17 protein-coding genes are annotated in these 17,019 nt (G+C 34.2%); 3 read left to right on the top strand and 14 right to left on the bottom strand.

The window, feature by feature from the left end; translation table 11 throughout:
- Window positions 1–80 precede the first annotated feature (80 nt).
- Window positions 81–1,058 carry an endonuclease gene (locus tag GQR94_RS08900; protein ID WP_158975163.1) on the bottom strand — a complete coding sequence of 326 codons (978 nt, stop codon included), beginning with the start codon at window positions 1,056–1,058 and terminating at the stop codon, window positions 81–83.
- 161 nt (window positions 1,059–1,219) lie between these two features.
- Here GQR94_RS08900 and hflX point away from each other — a divergent pair, with 161 nt between their 5' ends.
- Window positions 1,220–2,431, top strand: coding sequence for a GTPase HflX (hflX, locus tag GQR94_RS08895; protein WP_158975162.1), 1,212 nt, complete (start codon window positions 1,220–1,222; stop codon window positions 2,429–2,431).
- Between the two features lie 670 nt (window positions 2,432–3,101).
- On the opposite strand, the gene GQR94_RS08890 is transcribed toward hflX, so the two are convergent.
- The 10 genes from GQR94_RS08890 to GQR94_RS08845 form a co-directional block, all read right to left on the bottom strand.
- Window positions 3,102–4,031, bottom strand: coding sequence for a DUF3078 domain-containing protein (locus tag GQR94_RS08890; protein ID WP_158975161.1), 930 nt, complete (start codon window positions 4,029–4,031; stop codon window positions 3,102–3,104).
- A gap of 74 nt (window positions 4,032–4,105) precedes the next feature.
- Window positions 4,106–4,609 (bottom strand): DUF2480 family protein, encoded by a 504-nt coding sequence (locus GQR94_RS08885; RefSeq protein WP_158975160.1) that lies wholly within the window; start codon window positions 4,607–4,609, stop codon window positions 4,106–4,108.
- Window positions 4,610–4,667: 58 nt separating this feature from the next.
- Window positions 4,668–4,997, bottom strand: coding sequence for an SUF system Fe-S cluster assembly protein (locus tag GQR94_RS08880; RefSeq protein ID WP_158975159.1), 330 nt, complete (start codon window positions 4,995–4,997; stop codon window positions 4,668–4,670).
- Between the two features lie 25 nt (window positions 4,998–5,022).
- A complete protein-coding gene (locus GQR94_RS08875; RefSeq protein WP_158975158.1) occupies window positions 5,023–5,445 on the bottom strand; it encodes a SufE family protein in 423 nt (140 codons plus the stop codon).
- A 121-nt stretch (window positions 5,446–5,566) separates the two neighbouring features.
- Window positions 5,567–6,781, bottom strand: coding sequence for an aminotransferase class V-fold PLP-dependent enzyme (locus tag GQR94_RS08870; protein WP_158975157.1), 1,215 nt, complete (start codon window positions 6,779–6,781; stop codon window positions 5,567–5,569).
- Window positions 6,782–6,919: 138 nt separating this feature from the next.
- Window positions 6,920–7,519 (bottom strand): outer membrane protein, encoded by a 600-nt coding sequence (locus GQR94_RS08865; RefSeq protein WP_158975156.1) that lies wholly within the window; start codon window positions 7,517–7,519, stop codon window positions 6,920–6,922.
- A 167-nt stretch (window positions 7,520–7,686) separates the two neighbouring features.
- Window positions 7,687–9,003, bottom strand: coding sequence for a Fe-S cluster assembly protein SufD (gene sufD / locus GQR94_RS08860; protein ID WP_158975155.1), 1,317 nt, complete (start codon window positions 9,001–9,003; stop codon window positions 7,687–7,689).
- A gap of 72 nt (window positions 9,004–9,075) precedes the next feature.
- The gene (sufC, locus tag GQR94_RS08855; protein WP_158975154.1) at window positions 9,076–9,828 is read right to left on the bottom strand and encodes a Fe-S cluster assembly ATPase SufC; all 753 of its coding nucleotides are present in this window, start codon (window positions 9,826–9,828) and stop codon (window positions 9,076–9,078) included.
- A 36-nt stretch (window positions 9,829–9,864) separates the two neighbouring features.
- Complete coding sequence (gene sufB / locus GQR94_RS08850; RefSeq protein WP_158975153.1) at window positions 9,865–11,310, bottom strand: Fe-S cluster assembly protein SufB; 1,446 nt, start codon at window positions 11,308–11,310, stop codon at window positions 9,865–9,867.
- Between the two features lie 62 nt (window positions 11,311–11,372).
- A complete protein-coding gene (locus GQR94_RS08845) occupies window positions 11,373–11,702 on the bottom strand; it encodes an iron-sulfur cluster assembly accessory protein (RefSeq protein ID WP_013550402.1) in 330 nt (109 codons plus the stop codon).
- Window positions 11,703–11,889: 187 nt separating this feature from the next.
- Here GQR94_RS08845 and thiL point away from each other — a divergent pair, with 187 nt between their 5' ends.
- The gene (thiL, locus tag GQR94_RS08840) at window positions 11,890–12,936 is read left to right on the top strand and encodes a thiamine-phosphate kinase (protein ID WP_158975152.1); all 1,047 of its coding nucleotides are present in this window, start codon (window positions 11,890–11,892) and stop codon (window positions 12,934–12,936) included.
- A 144-nt stretch (window positions 12,937–13,080) separates the two neighbouring features.
- On the opposite strand, the gene GQR94_RS08835 is transcribed toward thiL, so the two are convergent.
- Complete coding sequence (locus GQR94_RS08835; protein WP_158975151.1) at window positions 13,081–13,335, bottom strand: hypothetical protein; 255 nt, start codon at window positions 13,333–13,335, stop codon at window positions 13,081–13,083.
- A 262-nt stretch (window positions 13,336–13,597) separates the two neighbouring features.
- Here GQR94_RS08835 and brnQ point away from each other — a divergent pair, with 262 nt between their 5' ends.
- Entirely contained in the window at window positions 13,598–14,881 is a 1,284-nt protein-coding gene (brnQ, locus tag GQR94_RS08830) for a branched-chain amino acid transport system II carrier protein (RefSeq protein ID WP_158975150.1), read from the top strand.
- Here brnQ and GQR94_RS08825 read toward each other — a convergent pair.
- Both GQR94_RS08825 and GQR94_RS08820 read right to left on the bottom strand, forming a co-directional pair.
- Window positions 14,868–15,449, bottom strand: a complete 582-nt coding sequence (locus GQR94_RS08825) for a tRNA-(ms[2]io[6]A)-hydroxylase (protein WP_158975149.1) — start codon at window positions 15,447–15,449, stop codon at window positions 14,868–14,870. The two genes, brnQ and GQR94_RS08825, sit on opposite strands and share 14 nt — an antisense overlap.
- Before the next feature lie 71 nt (window positions 15,450–15,520).
- Entirely contained in the window at window positions 15,521–17,014 is a 1,494-nt protein-coding gene (locus GQR94_RS08820; RefSeq protein WP_158975148.1) for a YfcC family protein, read from the bottom strand.
- Window positions 17,015–17,019: the final 5 nt, after the last annotated feature.

Below are 17,019 nucleotides of genomic sequence, written 5' to 3'. Positions count from 1 at the left end.
CATCAAACAGTGAGAACTATCGTTAAGGAACCCTTTTTATTCGACGAAATACATTTAGCTAATTTTAATTATGAAGCTTCTTACCTATTAAATTTTACCTGTATGTAGACTGGAAAATGATCACTATAGCCTCCCATATAACGTCTTCCTACATAGGTTCTAAAGGGGCTCCCTTTAAATTTACCTTTAAATTCCGTTAAAAAATGATCATCAAAAATATTAGAAGAATTAAAACTATGAGTCTTTTTTTCATAATTCAAAAAACTATGCGAAATAAGGATTTGATCAAAGAGTGACCACTTAAATTTGTAATTAGCACTCCCCCTTTTTGGAGTTAAAAGTTTTTCCATAGGATTAAAAAGCATCTTTTCTCCTACAAGTTTTTTAACACTGGCCATTTGCGGACCGTCATTAAAATCGCCCATTACAAAGTAATTAGGTTCGGTATACTTTTCTTCAAGCACACTCATGAAATTAATGATGGTATCTGCAGCTTTTATTCTTTTATATTCTGTTTCATCGCCACCATCTCTTCGAGACGGCCAATGATTCACAAAAACATGTACTTCTTCTCCGTTTAACTTTCCATGGACATATAAGATATCTCTAGTCATATCTTGCTGTCCATCTAAATTATAAACCTTTAAGGGTATCGCTTCAGAATGTAGCACTTGAAAAAAACGTTTATCAAAAACTAAGGCATTATCAATACCGCGCTCATCAGGAGAATCATAATGAATAAAATCATACTCATTTGATGCCAACACAGGTTGTGCCAACAAATCTTTTAAAACCCTTTTATTTTCTACTTCTACCACACCTATTAATACAGGAGCTTTTCCAATGGAATCAAAACCAATTTTAGATATAGTCGTGGCTAATTTAAAAAGCTTAGAATTGTAGCGTTCGGTCGTCCACTTTAATTTTCCATTTGGGGTATAATCCGTATCCAATTTATCGGGATTGTCCTCTGTATCAAAAAGATTTTCTAAATTGTAGAATGCAATAGTATGCAAACTATCTTTTACTTTTTTCTTGAAAAATTTTGAAAGGAACATAAAATAACTAATGAAGTTTTTTTTCCTAAATCTATATAGCCTAATTTAGTAGACATGGCTAAATACAAAAGGAATAGGCTATTATTAAATTAATAAGCTCTTTTTCAAAAATACAAAATAGCTACACTAGTATTCCGTAAATTTGTACTTTAATTTGACATATGTTAGAACAAAAAGAAATAGATTATGAAAGAACGGTACTTATTGGTGTTATCAATAGGGACCAAAGCGAAGCGAAGGTTAAAGAATATCTAGATGAACTAGAATTCCTTACCTATACTGCGGGTGGTGAGGTTTATAAACGATTTGTTCAAAAAGTAGATTTACCAAATCCAAAAACATACATTGGAAGTGGTAAGATGAATGATGTAGAAGCTTATGTTGAAGAACACGACATTGGTTGCGTTATTTTTGATGATGAACTTTCTCCTGCACAGCAACGAAATATTGAGAAACAACTAAAGTGTAAAATCCTTGACCGTACGCACCTTATTTTAGATATTTTTTCACAAAGAGCACAAACAAGCTATGCCCGCACGCAAGTAGAGCTGGCGCAATACGAATACTTACTACCACGCTTAACAGGTCTATGGACCCACTTAGAGCGACAAAAAGGGGGTATTGGTATGCGTGGACCTGGTGAAACAGAAATTGAAACAGATAGACGTATTGTACGTGACCGAATTACTTTATTAAAGAAGAAGCTTCTTAAAATTGACCGCCAGATGGAAACGCAACGTGGAAACCGCGGCGCTTTAGTTCGTGTTGCCTTGGTAGGCTATACCAATGTGGGAAAATCTACATTAATGAATGTGGTTAGTAAAAGTGATGTTTTTGCAGAGAATAAATTATTCGCAACTTTAGATACTACCGTACGTAAAGTAGTTATTGGCAACCTGCCATTTCTATTAAGTGATACTGTTGGATTTATCCGTAAGCTCCCTACACAATTAGTAGAAAGCTTTAAAAGCACCTTAGACGAAGTTAGAGAGGCAGATTTATTACTACATGTTGTAGATATCTCTCACCCTCAGTTTGAAGAGCATATCGCTTCTGTGAATAAAATTTTAGGTGAAATAGGTAGTGCTGATAAAAAGACCATTATGGTTTTCAATAAAATTGATCAGTTTACCCATGAAACTATTGAGGACGATGATTTAATCACCGAGCGAACAGAAGAACATTTTACTTTAGATGAATGGCGAAAAACCTGGATGCGTAAAGTAGGAGACAGAGCTTTATTTATTTCGGCACTGAATAAAGATAATTTAGACGAATTTAGAAAAAGGGTTTATGATGAAGTAAGAGATATTCATGTTACTCGCTTTCCGTACAACAATTTTCTTTATCCTGAGCATTTGGACGAATACTAGTTTAATTTTCTTACATAATAGAGATAATGAAATAGGTATTTAATCGAAGAAATAACCCGCTTGACATTTTCGCAACAAAATTGTAGGGGTTGACAACATAAAAGAGGCACTCACGGTAATTGCTAGTATCTTTGAGGTGTAGTTAACATGTAGTGTTTACCCCAAGTTTCATTCCATGAATTAACGTAAAAGCATTAAGATTCCCAAATCATGTGCTTGACCTACGAAAGCTTACAGAAAATTATTAGTCCCCCAAGACTAGCCAAAAATGTAGCCTGTTCTGTTTAAGAAATTAAACTCAACAGGCTTTTTTATACCTACAACTTTATATTTTAACACGTTAAATTTGTAGGAAAAAAAGACCTCATAACACCCCTTGTCGAGAAAAATATACCATTCGTATGTCATACCACAAAATAGGGTAGCTTCACAACAAATTTTACACAAAAACTCGTCTTCCGAGGTACCTTTACATCATATTTAATAACGGAGTTTTTCCCCAAATTAATGAAGTTATTAAATTAAAAACCCGTGTGACGGTTCCCCAATCGAAGCACAAGATTAACAATAAGTATTTTTCCAAATCACCAAAACCTACTTAACAAAGCAAAAAAAACGCCCTTCTAAAGAAGGGCGTTTTTTGCTATATAATGTTTTAAGATATACTAGCTTAGAACGAATAGTTTAAACCAGCCATCCAGTACGTTTGCAACTTATTATCTACTGTATCAAAAGTAGTTGTTGTTTCTTCTAAAGTATTGATTGCATAGTTTAATGCTTCTTGCTTATTACTTCTTAAACCAAAGTCAAAACCAACTCCAATACCTTTCCATAAAGTATAACCGAAATTGTTTGTCCAAGTTAAGTTAGAGTAATCAGCACTCTTATAACTCTGAAACATAGATAAGTTTGTCTTAAAGTTTATTGCGCCAATTTTTCTAGTATAATCTGCAACAATTTTAGCACCTAAAGAAGATTCAAAAATAGAATCATCACCTTTACTAAATACAAAATTGTAGTTTAAAGGGTGAATTACAACCACTAAATCCTGAATAGGAGTCCAAGTAGCACCAATACCCAAGTCTAAGTATCCTGGATCGTTAAAGTTATTTAATACCGTTGTTCTATAATCTACCAAAGCAGAAGCTGCTAAAGTCTTTGTTATATTACGACCGTATAAAGAAGTAAGTTGAAATACATCTGAAGTTGCTTGAAAACTATCATCATCTGTTGGATCATTCTTGTCATCTAATTTTACCCATGCAAAATTTACGTTTGCAGAATTTCTCCAGAAGAATTTTTCTTCTTTAAGGTTTGCAAAAGCATTAACGGTAAAGCCAATGCTTCCAGAACTATTATCTGGAGTACCTTGTGCGTACCAGTTGCTAAAGCTAGAGATACTACCACCGATAGTACCAAATGCGCCAATTTTCCAACCTGGCATACCATCAATTTGAGCTTGAATGGCATCTACTCTTCCTTGAAGAGCCGCAATAGAATCCTTTTTTGGACCTTGCTCTGCTTTAAGTTCTTCGACAGTTTGCGAAAAACCTGCTGTGATTGCAAAACTTGCAATCATTGTGAATACTAATTTTTTCATAAATTTAATGTTTAGTGTTTAAAATTTTGAAGCGCAAATTTACTAATAGAATTGGTAAATTAGGTTGCAAACACCTATTTTCTTTTAAATAGTGGCACTGAAGAACATGCCTCACCGTACATTATACTCTTCGCAACAGTCTGTATTTTAGCTGTTGCCTGCAAATATGCATTCGCTGGAACTGGTTTTTTACTACATCCTTTAATAATCACAGGACGATCTTTAAAAGAAGAAACATCTATATTTTCTATAATAGTTTGATAGAGGGATGTTTCTAAATCTTCTAAACTACCTACTACCACCTTTTTAACAAAAGGCTGAAGCCTAGTAGTAAGGAGCATATATGCCCAACCGGGAATAATAGCGTCTGTAGAACAGGTTAGTGCTACGAACGTATCTTGATATTGACTCCAATCGTGTGATGCTACGACTTCTCTAAAATCTTTTTCACGAAGAATAAAACCTTCATAAAGCCAATCTTTAATATCTAAAACCACACGCTCTCCTTTTGGATAAAAATCTTCCAAATCAAAAGTAACAAGCTTACTCTCAGAAACCTTATTTATTATTTCATCCATAAAACTGAATTTAATACAATCAAAAATGATAAAAAAACGAACTAAATGATTCGTATTCCTATAACATTCCCAATTCTAACTTCGCTTCTTCACTCATTAATTCTTGTGTCCAAGGTGGATCAAAAGTAATTTCTACCTCTGCATCTTTAACGGCATCAAGTGATTTTACTTTTTCTTCTACTTCTGCTGGTAACGATTCTGCTACTGGGCAGTTCGGAGATGTCAAAGTCATTAAAATCTTAACCTCATTGTCTTCGTTTACAAAAACATCATAGATTAAACCTAACTCATATATATCTACTGGTATTTCCGGATCATAGATTGTCTTTAAAACAATTACTATTTTTTCTCCTAACTCTGCTGTATCTATTGTTGCTTCTTCGCTCATCTTTTAAATTTTTAAGGTATTGTAATTAACCTACCTGAGTTTGATACGCTATCGCGTATAATTTTATTTGTTTTATCATACTCACTAAACCATTGGCTCTTGTAGGCGATAAATGTTCTTTTAACCCTATTTCGTCTATAAAGGCAGTATCTGCGTCTATAATATCTTTTGGCTTTTGATTGCTAAAAGCACGAATTAGAATAGCGATAATTCCTTTGGTAATAATAGCATCACTATCGGCTGTAAACACTAATTTATTGTCCTCTAAATCTGCATGCACCCAAACTTTACTCTGGCAGCCTTTTATAATATTATCATCGGTTTTATATTGTGCTTCAATCAAAGGCAATGACTTGCCTAGATCTATCATATATTCATAACGTTGCATCCAATCATCAAACATTGAAAACTCGTCTACAATATCGTTTTGTATTTCTTTTATACTCATTTTTTAATATTTCATTTGCCCTACTCTTAAAAGAGTACATTAAACTATTGTACAAAAATACAATAAGTATTGATTGGATGTAATTGATTAAGAAAATGATTAAAGTGGCCTAATAATTACACTACTCTAGCATAGATTTAGCTTTTTTAACAGCTGACACCAATACATCTACCTCTTCTTTGGTATTATAAAAACTAAAGCTAGCCCTCACAGTACCAGGTATTTTGTAAAAATCCATAATTGGCTGTGCACAATGATGGCCAGTACGAACCGCAACACCTAATTTATCCAATATTGAACCTATATCATAAGGGTGTATCGCTCCTACATTGAAAGAGATCACCGCTGTTTTTTCTTTAGCTGTACCGTAGATTTTCAATCCTTCTATCGCTAACAATTTTTCCGTAGCATACTCTAGAAGCTCATGCTCATAAGCTGCTATTTCATCAAAACCAATAGCATTCATATAATCTAAGCCTGCTCCCATAGCAATACCTCCACAGATATTAGGAGTTCCTGCTTCAAATTTATGAGGAAGATCTGCATAGGTGGTTTTCTGAAAAGTTACCTCAGCAATCATTTCGCCACCACCTTGATACGGAGGTAATTTATTTAACCACTCTTCTTTTCCATACAAAATCCCTGCACCGGTAGGTCCGCAAATTTTGTGTGCAGATACGGTATAGAAATCGGCATTTAATGCTTGCATATCTGCTTTAATATGTGGTGCTGCTTGTGCCCCATCAATAAGCACTGCTGCACCCACCTTATGCGCTGCATCAATAATTTCTTTTATAGGGTTTACCGTACCCAAAGCATTTGAAACGTGGTTACAAAATACGAGCTTTGTTTTATCTGACAGCAAGTCATGATACGCACTCATAATTAGTTCACCATCTAAATTCATAGGGATCACTTTTAGAATAGCTCCGGTGCGCTCACACAACATTTGCCAAGGCACAATATTAGAATGATGCTCCATGGCCGAAACAATAATTTCATCTCCTTTTTTTATTAAAGAGGAGAAACCATTAGCTACAATATTAATACTGTGGGTTGTTCCTGAAGTAAAAATAATCTCGTGAGACTTTGCAGCATTAAAATGCTTCTGAATTTTTATTCTTGCTTGCTCATATTTATCTGTTGCTTCTTGCGATAAAGCATGCACACCGCGGTGAATATTTGCATTATAGTTGCTGTAATAATCTACAATAACATCAATTACCTGTTGTGGCGTTTGTGATGTTGCCGCATTATCAAGATAAACCAAGGGTTTTCCATTGACTTCCCGTTTTAATATTGGAAAATCTTTTCGAATTTTAGTAACGTCTATCATAGCTCAAAGAATTGGATACAAAGATACCGACTAATGCTTAGAATGCATTGAAATTTAACCGCTTTATAGGAATCATTCCCATAAAAAAGGGCCCAAGTAAATAACTTGAGCCTTTTTAAATTATTGTACTAATTATGTTTAAAATCTAAAGCCTACACCTAATTTTATAAAGCTTAAATTTTGTTCAATTCTAAAATTATTACCCTCAAATTCACTATCAGCAGAGTCTCTGATATAATCGTATTGTGCTTGTAAAAAGAATTTTTCAGTTAAATCGTACGTAAGTCCAAGATTAACATTCAACCCTCCACTAGAAAAATTATCATTGACTGATTCTCCTGCAAACAAACCTTTAGCTTTAGACTCTACAAAAGTATAGCCCAAACCAAAACTAGGGCGTAATTTATCTACGCCAGGTATATCAAACTCCGCAAAAATTTTAGGCTGAATTAACCAATACGTTTCATCAAAATCCACGCTAAATTCCTGTTCTTCATTACCAACATTTTGTGTAAATACTCCAGTATTAATACCTGCACCTATTTTTACGATATTTAAATCTAAAAAACGATACTTTAGACCCAAATCTAAAATTGCAGGCGTATCATTGCCTAATTCATCACCTACTGAAATAGGATAATTTGCCTCAATACTCCATTTTTTTTCAGAATTATCTTGTGCCGTTAAAGAAATTGAAACCAATGCAAACGAAATTAGTAGTAATAATTTTTGTTTCATGATTATTGTATTTAAGTTGTTTATATAGTTCCCAAATTTGAATAATAAAACAATATAAATAGATTCTATGCGCTATAAAAAATTGTTAATTGCCAAATTTTAAGAAAAAAAGCCTCGTATCTTAAAATAAGATACGAGGCCTATAACGTATTATCTACTAAACCTAATTACAAATCAAACCCAAGATTAACCCCTAGTTTATTAGCAATTAGCTTATTAATTCTTGTTTTTAGTTCTGGAATACGAACGCTTTCTAAAACATTATTTGCAAAAGCATACATTAACAAGGCTCTAGCTTCCTTTTTAGGAATACCACGAGACTGTAAGTAAAATAATGCATCTTCATCTAGCTGACCAATAGTACACCCGTGAGAACACTTAACATCATCTGCAAAAATCTCTAATTGAGGTTTTGTATTGATAGAAGCCTTATCACTAATCAGTATATTATTGTTTTTCTGAAAAGCATTGGTTTTTTGCGCCAACTTTTCTACAATAATTTTACCATTGAAAACCCCAGTAGAACTGTCCCCATAGATCCCTTTGTAATCTTGGTGACTTTCACAATTAGGCTCTATATGATGCACTAAAGTATGATGATCTACATGTTGTTTATCACCTAAAATAGTAACCCCTTTCATGGTAGAATCTATATATTCACCGTTTTGATAGAAATTAAGGTTGTTTCGCGTTAATTTTCCTCCAAAACTAAACGTATGTATTTTTACGAGACTTTTATCCTTCTGATCAATATAAGTATTGTCAATTAATGACGCATTAGCTGCATCATTCTGAACTTTGTAATAATCTACAATAGAACTTTTAGCTGCAAAAATTTCAGTAACACAATTTGTCAACACTTCATTTGAAGTTAAGCTTTGATGACGTTCTATAATTTGAACCTCAGCATTCTCTTCTACAATAATTAAGTTACGCGGTTGTAACATTAAAGAAGCTTCATTACCTGTTGCGAAATGCAATATTTCAATAGGCTTTTTAGGCATTTTGTTCTTCGGGATATAAATATAAGCCCCCTCTTTACTAAATGCAGTATTCAATGTGGTAAGCGACTCGTCTTTTGAAGCTACCTTATTAAAATACACATCGATAATTTGCTTGTACATTGGCTTATTAAGCGCAGAACTCATCAAACAAATATCAACACCATCATGCGTTGTTTCCGATAAATTAGAGCTAAAAATACCATCTATAAATACAATTTTATAGGTGTCAATTTCATTGATAAAGTATTTTTTAACATCTCTATACTCTAAAGCATTTACTTCTTTAGGAAAAATACTGAAATCTATTTTCTGCAAGTTATTTAAAGAAGTGTACTTCCAAGCTTCTTCCTTTTTAGAAGGAAAACCTTTTGCTTCAAAATTCTTCATTGCTTCTGAGCGTACTTCATGAACAGGATGATCTACATCAACATTGTTCTCAAAAGCCATAAATGAAGAAATTAATTTATCTTTTAAATCCATTATTATAAGTATTAAGTATGGAGTATTAGATAGTAAATGTAAAACAGTTACTACGTTATACTATTTACTTTTTTAAACTACCGCTTCATTTTTAATCCAATCGTATCCTTTTTCTTCTAGTTCTAGCGCTAATTCCTTACCACCAGATTTTACGATTTTACCATTGTGTAAAACATGAACAAAATCAGGAACGATATAATCTAACAAACGTTGGTAGTGTGTAATTAAGATTACCGCGTTGTCTTTACTCTTTAGTTTATTCACCCCATTTGCAACGATACGCAAAGCATCAATATCCAAACCAGAATCAGTCTCATCTAAGATGGCTAATTTTGGTTCTAACATTGCCATTTGAAAAATCTCGTTACGCTTTTTCTCTCCACCAGAAAAACCTTGATTTAATGATCTTGACAAAAACTTACGGTCTATTTCTAGCATTTCAGATTTTTCACGAATCAATTTCAGCATATCTTTTGCTGGCATATCTTCTAATCCTTTAGCTTTACGCCCTTCGTTAATGGCAGTTTTCATAAAGTTAGTTACCGATACTCCTGGAATTTCTACAGGATATTGAAAAGAAAGAAAAATACCTTTATGTGCTCTTTCTTCTGGAGAAACATCTTCTAAATCTTCACCTTCTAAAATAACTTGACCTTCAGTAACTTCAAACTCTTCTTTACCAGCAATTACAGAAGACAATGTACTCTTACCAGAACCATTAGGTCCCATAATTGCATGAACTTCTCCTGCTTTAACTTCTAAGTTAATTCCTCTTAAGATTTCTTTACCTTCTACACTTGCATGTAGGTTTTTTATTTGTAACATCCTGATTGTGATTTAATATCTTTTTCTAATTATTTTTTATCCTACCGAACCTTCTAAACTAATTTCCAACAGTTTCTGCGCTTCAACAGCAAATTCCATTGGTAGTTTATTTAACACCTCTTTACTAAAGCCATTTACAATTAATGCAATTGCTTTTTCTGTAGGTATCCCTCTTTGGTTGCAATAGAACAATTGATCTTCGCCAATTTTACTGGTTGTAGCTTCGTGCTCTATTTGCGCAGTTTTGTTCTTTACTTCTATATATGGGAATGTGTGTGCACCACATTCATTCCCCATTAAAAGAGAATCGCACTGCGAGAAATTACGTGCATTATCTGCCCTACTATTTACCTGAACCAAACCACGGTAACTATTTTGAGATTTACCAGCAGAAATACCTTTAGAAATAATAGTACTTCTAGTGTTTTTTCCTAAGTGAATCATTTTAGTTCCCGTATCTGCCTGTTGGTAGTTATTGGTAACTGCAATAGAATAAAACTCCCCAATAGAATTATCTCCTTTTAAAATACAAGAAGGATACTTCCATGTTACTGCAGAACCTGTTTCTACTTGTGTCCAAGAAACTTTTGCATTTTTCTCACACAAAGCTCTTTTAGTCACGAAGTTGTACACACCACCTTTACCCTCTTTATTACCAGGGAACCAGTTTTGTACGGTAGAATATTTAATTTCAGCGTCATCTAAAGCGATAAGCTCTACGACTGCTGCGTGTAATTGATTTTCATCACGTGATGGAGCAGTACAACCTTCTAAATAAGAAACGTAACTACCTTCATCTGCAATTACTAAAGTTCTTTCGAACTGACCAGTACCCGCTTGGTTGATTCTAAAATATGTTGATAATTCCATTGGGCAACGTACCCCTTTTGGAATGTAACAGAAACTACCATCTGTAAATACAGCCGAATTTAAGGCAGCATAAAAATTATCTGTAGTTGGAACAATAGAACCCATGTATTTTTTTACCAATTCTGGGTGCTCTTGAATTGCTTCAGATATAGGCATAAAGATAATTCCCTTTTCACCTAATGTCTTTTTAAACGTTGTAGCCACAGAAACTGAATCTACAACAATATCAACAGCAACATTTTGCAATTTTTTTTGTTCGTCAACAGAAATCCCTAATTTCTTGTACATCTCTAATAACTCCGGATCTACATCATCCAAAGATTTATTTGGATCATTTTTTTTAGGAGCTGAATAATAAGATATTGCTTGGAAATCTGGTTTTGTATAATGAACATTTGCCCATTCTGGTTCTTCCATTTTTTCCCAAACACGATACGCCTCAATACGCCAATCGGTCATCCATTGTGGTTCGTTTTTCTTTTTTGAAATAGCACGAACAATATCTTCATTTAATCCGATTGGGAATGTATCTGACTCTATATCTGTATAAAAACCGTATTCATACTCTTTGGTTTCTAATTCTTTCTTTAGCTCTTCTTCTGTATATGCCATAAGCCCGTTTTACTTCCCCGAAAGGAAATTTATTTTTCTAATCTATCTATTCTAAACTTAGTCTATAATGAAAAACTTTCGCCACAACCGCAAGTACGCTGTGCATTAGGGTTGTTAAAAACAAAACCCTTACCGTTTAGTCCTCCTGAATATTCTAATACTGTTCCTGCTAAATATAGAAAACTTTTTTTCTCAACAATAATTCTAACATTATTGTCTTCAAAAACTTTATCTGTTTCCCCTATTTTATCATCAAATTTTAGCTCGTAAGATAGTCCGCTGCAACCGCCACTCTTTACGCCAACGCGTACATAGTCTTTAGTTGCATCAAAACCCTCATCTTCCATAAGCAAAATCACTCTTTTTTTTGCCGTCTCCGATACTTGAATCATATTAATTGGATTAATTCTAAATAATTTACAAATATAAGGTATATGTCGCTTTTTTCCATGTTAACTAACATTAATATAACGTATGATAATATAATAGTAATCTATAGTACATTTTATAATCTATTATATCTTACTACTTTATCCCTAAAGCATTTCATTTTAAGGGAATACTATGTATTTTTGCAGCATGATAGAAGATAAAAATCAGAAGAAAACTTCGTTAGAAGAATTGGGCGAATTTGGTTTAATAGAACATTTAACAAAATCGTTTGAAAGTAAACAAGAATCAACACTTAAGGCAATTGGTGATGATGCTGCTGTTCTTGATCTAAAAGATAAAAAAACCGTCCTTTCTACTGATTTATTAATTGAAGGTGTACACTTTGATTTAGCGTACATGCCCCTAAAACATTTAGGCTATAAGTCTATTATGGTTAATTTGTCTGACATCTATGCTATGAATGCAACCCCTACGCAAATTACGGTTTCGGTAGCGGTTTCAAACAGATTTCCTTTAGAAGCATTGGAAGAACTTTATGCCGGAATAGAATTGGCAACAAAAACATACAATGTAGATCTTGTAGGCGGAGACACCACGTCTTCTAAAACAGGTTTATTAATTAGTGTAACTGCTGTAGGAACTGCTAATGAAGCAGATATTACTTACCGAAATGGCGCAAAACCCAATGATTTATTGGTGGTTTCTGGGGATTTAGGCGGGGCTTATATGGGACTTCAAGTGCTTGAGCGTGAAAAAGAAGTGTATAAAGTGAACCCTAACAGCCAGCCAGACTTAGAGCCGTACTCCTACATTGTGGAACGACAATTAAAGCCAGAAGCACGAAAAGATATCGTGGAACTTTTAGTACAATTAGAAGTTAAACCTACTTCTATGATTGATATTAGTGATGGACTTTCTTCTGAAATACTGCATATATGTAAGCAGAGCGAAGTTGGTTGCGATTTATATGAAGATAAAATACCTCTAGATCCTACTGTTATCTCTTCTTGTGAAGAATTTGGGATGGACAGTACTCTTGTTGCTTTAAGTGGTGGCGAAGATTATGAATTACTTTTCACAATAGATCAAAAAGACTTTGATAAAATAAAGGGTAATCCTAATTTAACGGTTATCGGTCATATGACAGATAAAAGTTTAGGTGCAAATATGGTGACGAGAAGCGGATCAAAAATTGGGTTAACGGCACAAGGCTGGAATTCTTTTAGCGAATAGTAAAAAGAAGAATTCCCGAGAATAAACGACATACCTTTGCTAAGTCTTAGGGCACAAGACGAAAAACAAAATATCGAATACAATCAGGAATTACTTTTAAATTTCTAAGCCATTAAGGGCTGAAATTCATTTGCCAAGCATAAATTACGCCACTTGCTGGTGTGACGCTCGATGTCTTTTTTGATATAAATTTTCTAAAGTTGCATTAATATCTTTCATTTCTGGTGTTAATCGTGCCAATTTTCCGTTAGCATCTGTAGTCACCTGTTTTTCACAATGAAGACATTTGTATTCTTTAATATGAGAAGTTACTTTTCTTGACATGGTATAATGATGTCCGAAAATAGTACAGCAAAAGGCGTTAAATTTGGAGCCGCAGCTAGAAATTACTTTCTTCATAGTTTAGGTTTTTTATGATGCACGTAAGCCTTGGGAACTTATAGTATTGCAAATGATTGTTATAAAATTGGGTCGCAAAAACATTTTGTAATTGCTCTGTAGTTAGAACGATGTTCTTAGTGTTTTATTGAATACCACGCTATTATTTTTTTACGAAAATGATAAACAGCACATTTATTCGTTTAAATACTTAAATCATCGATAAAATACACGTGCTCCTCGTGATATTTTCTAGTATCTTTCCTCCTTATATTTCCTACGTATGCAAAACACCAAAGAAACCTTAGTAACAGCCTTTGCCCTTTTTTCTTTATTTTTTGGAGCTGGTAATTTAATATTCCCCCCTCTTTTAGGATTTCAATCTGGAAACATGTGGTGGCTAGTAGCTTTAGGTTTTTGTTTATCTGCTGTTTTAATTCCTCTTTTCGGAATTTTGGCACACGCTAAGATCCAAGGAACCATATTCGATTTCGGAAAAAAAGTGTCGCGCACCTTTAGCCTAATGTATTCTATATTAATATATGCTATCTCCGTAAGCCTACCCTCTCCTAGAACAGCATCTGTAACCCATGAAATAGCTGTACAGCCATTTTTTGACTCACCCTATATAGTGACTAGCATTATTTACTTTTCTCTAGTATTTGTTTTCGTCATGAACAGATCTAAACTATTGAATATCTTAGGAAAACTCTTAACTCCGGCCATCATCCTTATATTATTAGCCATTATAGGTATTACTGTCTTTTATTTCGATTCCAATTTTGGAAATACTCATTTTGATAGTCCGTTTACCCACGGCATTTTAGAAGGCTATCAAACGTTTGACGCTATAGGCGCGGTTGTGGTTGGAGGTGTAATCATCGTCTCAGTAAACATTAGCAACAAAGAAAAGACCTTTGATGAAAAAAAATCTCTAATTCGAAAAGCAGGGTGGTTAGCTGGCCTTGCTCTTTTTGTTATTTATGCAGGCTTAATATTTACTGGAGCCGTAATGCACAATCAGTTTGATGCAGACATTACACGAACCGCACTTTTAAATGGCATTAGCATAAAAACCCTAGGAAGTACAGCAAACTTGTTTTTGAGTATTTTGGTAAGCCTCGCATGTTTTACTACTGCCGTAGGTATTGTCACAGGAACATCTGATTTTATAAGACATTTGTTTAATGATTCTCAAGTAGCCTATATCATTACAGCAATACTTGGTTGTGTGTTGGGTGTAGCTATGGGGCAATTTAATGTGGCCTATATTATTACTGTAGCCTTACCTGCATTAATGTTTATCTACCCTATTACCATAGTATTAATCTTACTAAACATTCTACCTGATAAATATGCATCTACACTAGTTTTTAGAAGTGTTATCATCGTAACTGCAGTTTTCAGTATTCCAGATTTTTTAAGCACAATAGGATATGCTAATGAAGTTATTAGTCTAAAAGAATACATCCCCCTTAGTGAATACAATATGGGTTGGGTAATACCCGCATTTTTAACTTTTGCTATTGTAAATGTATTAGGAAGTAAGAAACCTACCCATGAATAGACTCTGACTTGCCATAGTTTTTAATGATTTCACCCTCTGCAACTAGCAATTCTTTCCAAAGTGCATCTACATCAATACCGCCACCATACTTACGTGCAAAACCCAGGAATGTAGTATAATGACCAGCCTCACTGATCATTAAATCTTTATAGAATTTAGATAATTCTTCGTCTTTAATATTTTCAGATAACACTTTAAAGCGTTCACAACTGCGCGCTTCAATCATAGCAGAGAATAATAACCTATTTACTAAAGCTTGTTGGCGGCTACCGCCTTTCATTTGCACTTTAAACAATTCATTCACATAACTATCTCTACGTTCTCTTCCTAAAGTATATCCGCGTTTTTTAATAATGTCATGTACCATTTGAAAATGCTCCAACTCTTCTTGTGCAAGCTTCAACAATTCGGTCACCAATTCTTCATGCTCAGAATTTAATGAAATTATCGTAATTGCGTTTGTAGCAGCTTTTTGCTCACACCATGCATGGTCTGTCAATATTTCTTCAATATTGGTCTCAACTAATTTGGCCCAACGCGGGTCTGTTGCTAACTTTAAACCAAGCATAACATTGTTTTTTTAATTTAATACTATAACAAAGGTACGCTTTCAAGAACAGAACCCCATTATACAAAATATCACAGATAAACGGAAACAGTCAACGACAGCATTGACAATACTGTTAAAATTAAAAGTAATGGCCATACAAATTTCAGCCATTTATTATATCCAATCTTAACTACAGAAAGCGCCGCCAAGATCATGCTAGTTGGATTAATAAAATAAAATAAACCAATACCATACAAATAAGAATTTACCACCACCTCACGCCCAACACCTACCGTATCTGCCAAAGGAGACATAATTGGCATGGTCAATACTGCCATACCTGATTGTGAAGGAATAAAAAAAGCCAAGCCAGAATAGATAAACATCAATAGGTTTGCAAAAACTCCTTTATTCATTCCCTCAGTAGCGGTACTAGCATAATACAATACGGTATCACTGATTAATCCATCGTTCATAAGAGTAGTAACCCCACGTGCAATCCCGATGATGAAGGCAACACTCAATAACTCTCCTGCTCCTTTTGCAAAAGCCTCTACAAATTGATGCTCTTTAATTCTCCCAATGATTCCAATAAGTATTGCCGCTACTAAAAACGTACTGGTCATTTCTATAAACCACCAATCTAAAAAAGACACCCCGATAATCATGACCACAAAGGATAATGAAAAAACGATTAATATAAATTTTAATCGTGGCGAGAGCACTAACAATTTTTCTGTTTTCAGGCCAAAAGCCGCATTCATTTCTTCCTTCTGGTCATAAATCAAGGACTTGGTAGGGTCCTTTTTTACCTTTTTAGCATATTGAAGAATATAGACAATGCAGACAATTAGACAGAGTAACAACATTACGGAACGTCCCATCATCCCTGTTGTCCAACTTATTCCCGCAGCATCAGAGGCAATAATTGTAGCAAAAGGATTGGTGATACTAAACAAACAACCAACAGCTGAACCAATAAAAATTGAAGCCAGTCCCACTAATGCATCATATTTTGCTGCTAAAAAAACAGGAATTAAAATAGGGTAGAAAGCCATGGTTTCTTCAGACAAACCAAAAGTTGTTCCCCCAATAGCCACCAAAGTGGTCACCACAATAATCAGAATATATTCGCGACCGTTTAGTGTTTTTGCCAAACTGGCTATTCCTGCATCGAAAGCACCGGTATGATTCATAATCCCAATTAACCCTCCAATGATTAAAACAAGAAATATAATATCTGAAGCCTCTATAATCCCCTTTATTGGTGCTTGTACAAATTCTGAAAATCCCTGTGGGTTTGCCGTTAACTGCGTGTAAGTATTCGGGATGTTAATAGGTTTATAAATGGCCCCACTGGTAAATTTCTCTAATGGAATTTGAATATTTAGTTGCGCTAAACGCTCTTGGGTAGCAGGGATAGTTTCTGTTTCTGTGGTACTACTTATTTCAAATGTGTTATTGGCTGCATTATATTTTAATGAGTCATATTTCCCTGCTGGTATAAACCAAGTTAAAATAGCCACCAATAAAGCGATAACAATTAAGATGGTTTGCGCTGTCGGAAATTTAAATTTTTTCATCTTGC

Origin of the sequence: Cellulophaga sp. L1A9 (genome assembly GCF_009797025.1) — a bacterium.
In the GTDB taxonomy this organism is placed as follows: domain Bacteria; phylum Bacteroidota; class Bacteroidia; order Flavobacteriales; family Flavobacteriaceae; genus Cellulophaga.
The sequence above is the reverse complement of the archived record's forward strand: the minus strand, read 5'-3'. Positions and strand labels throughout refer to the sequence as shown.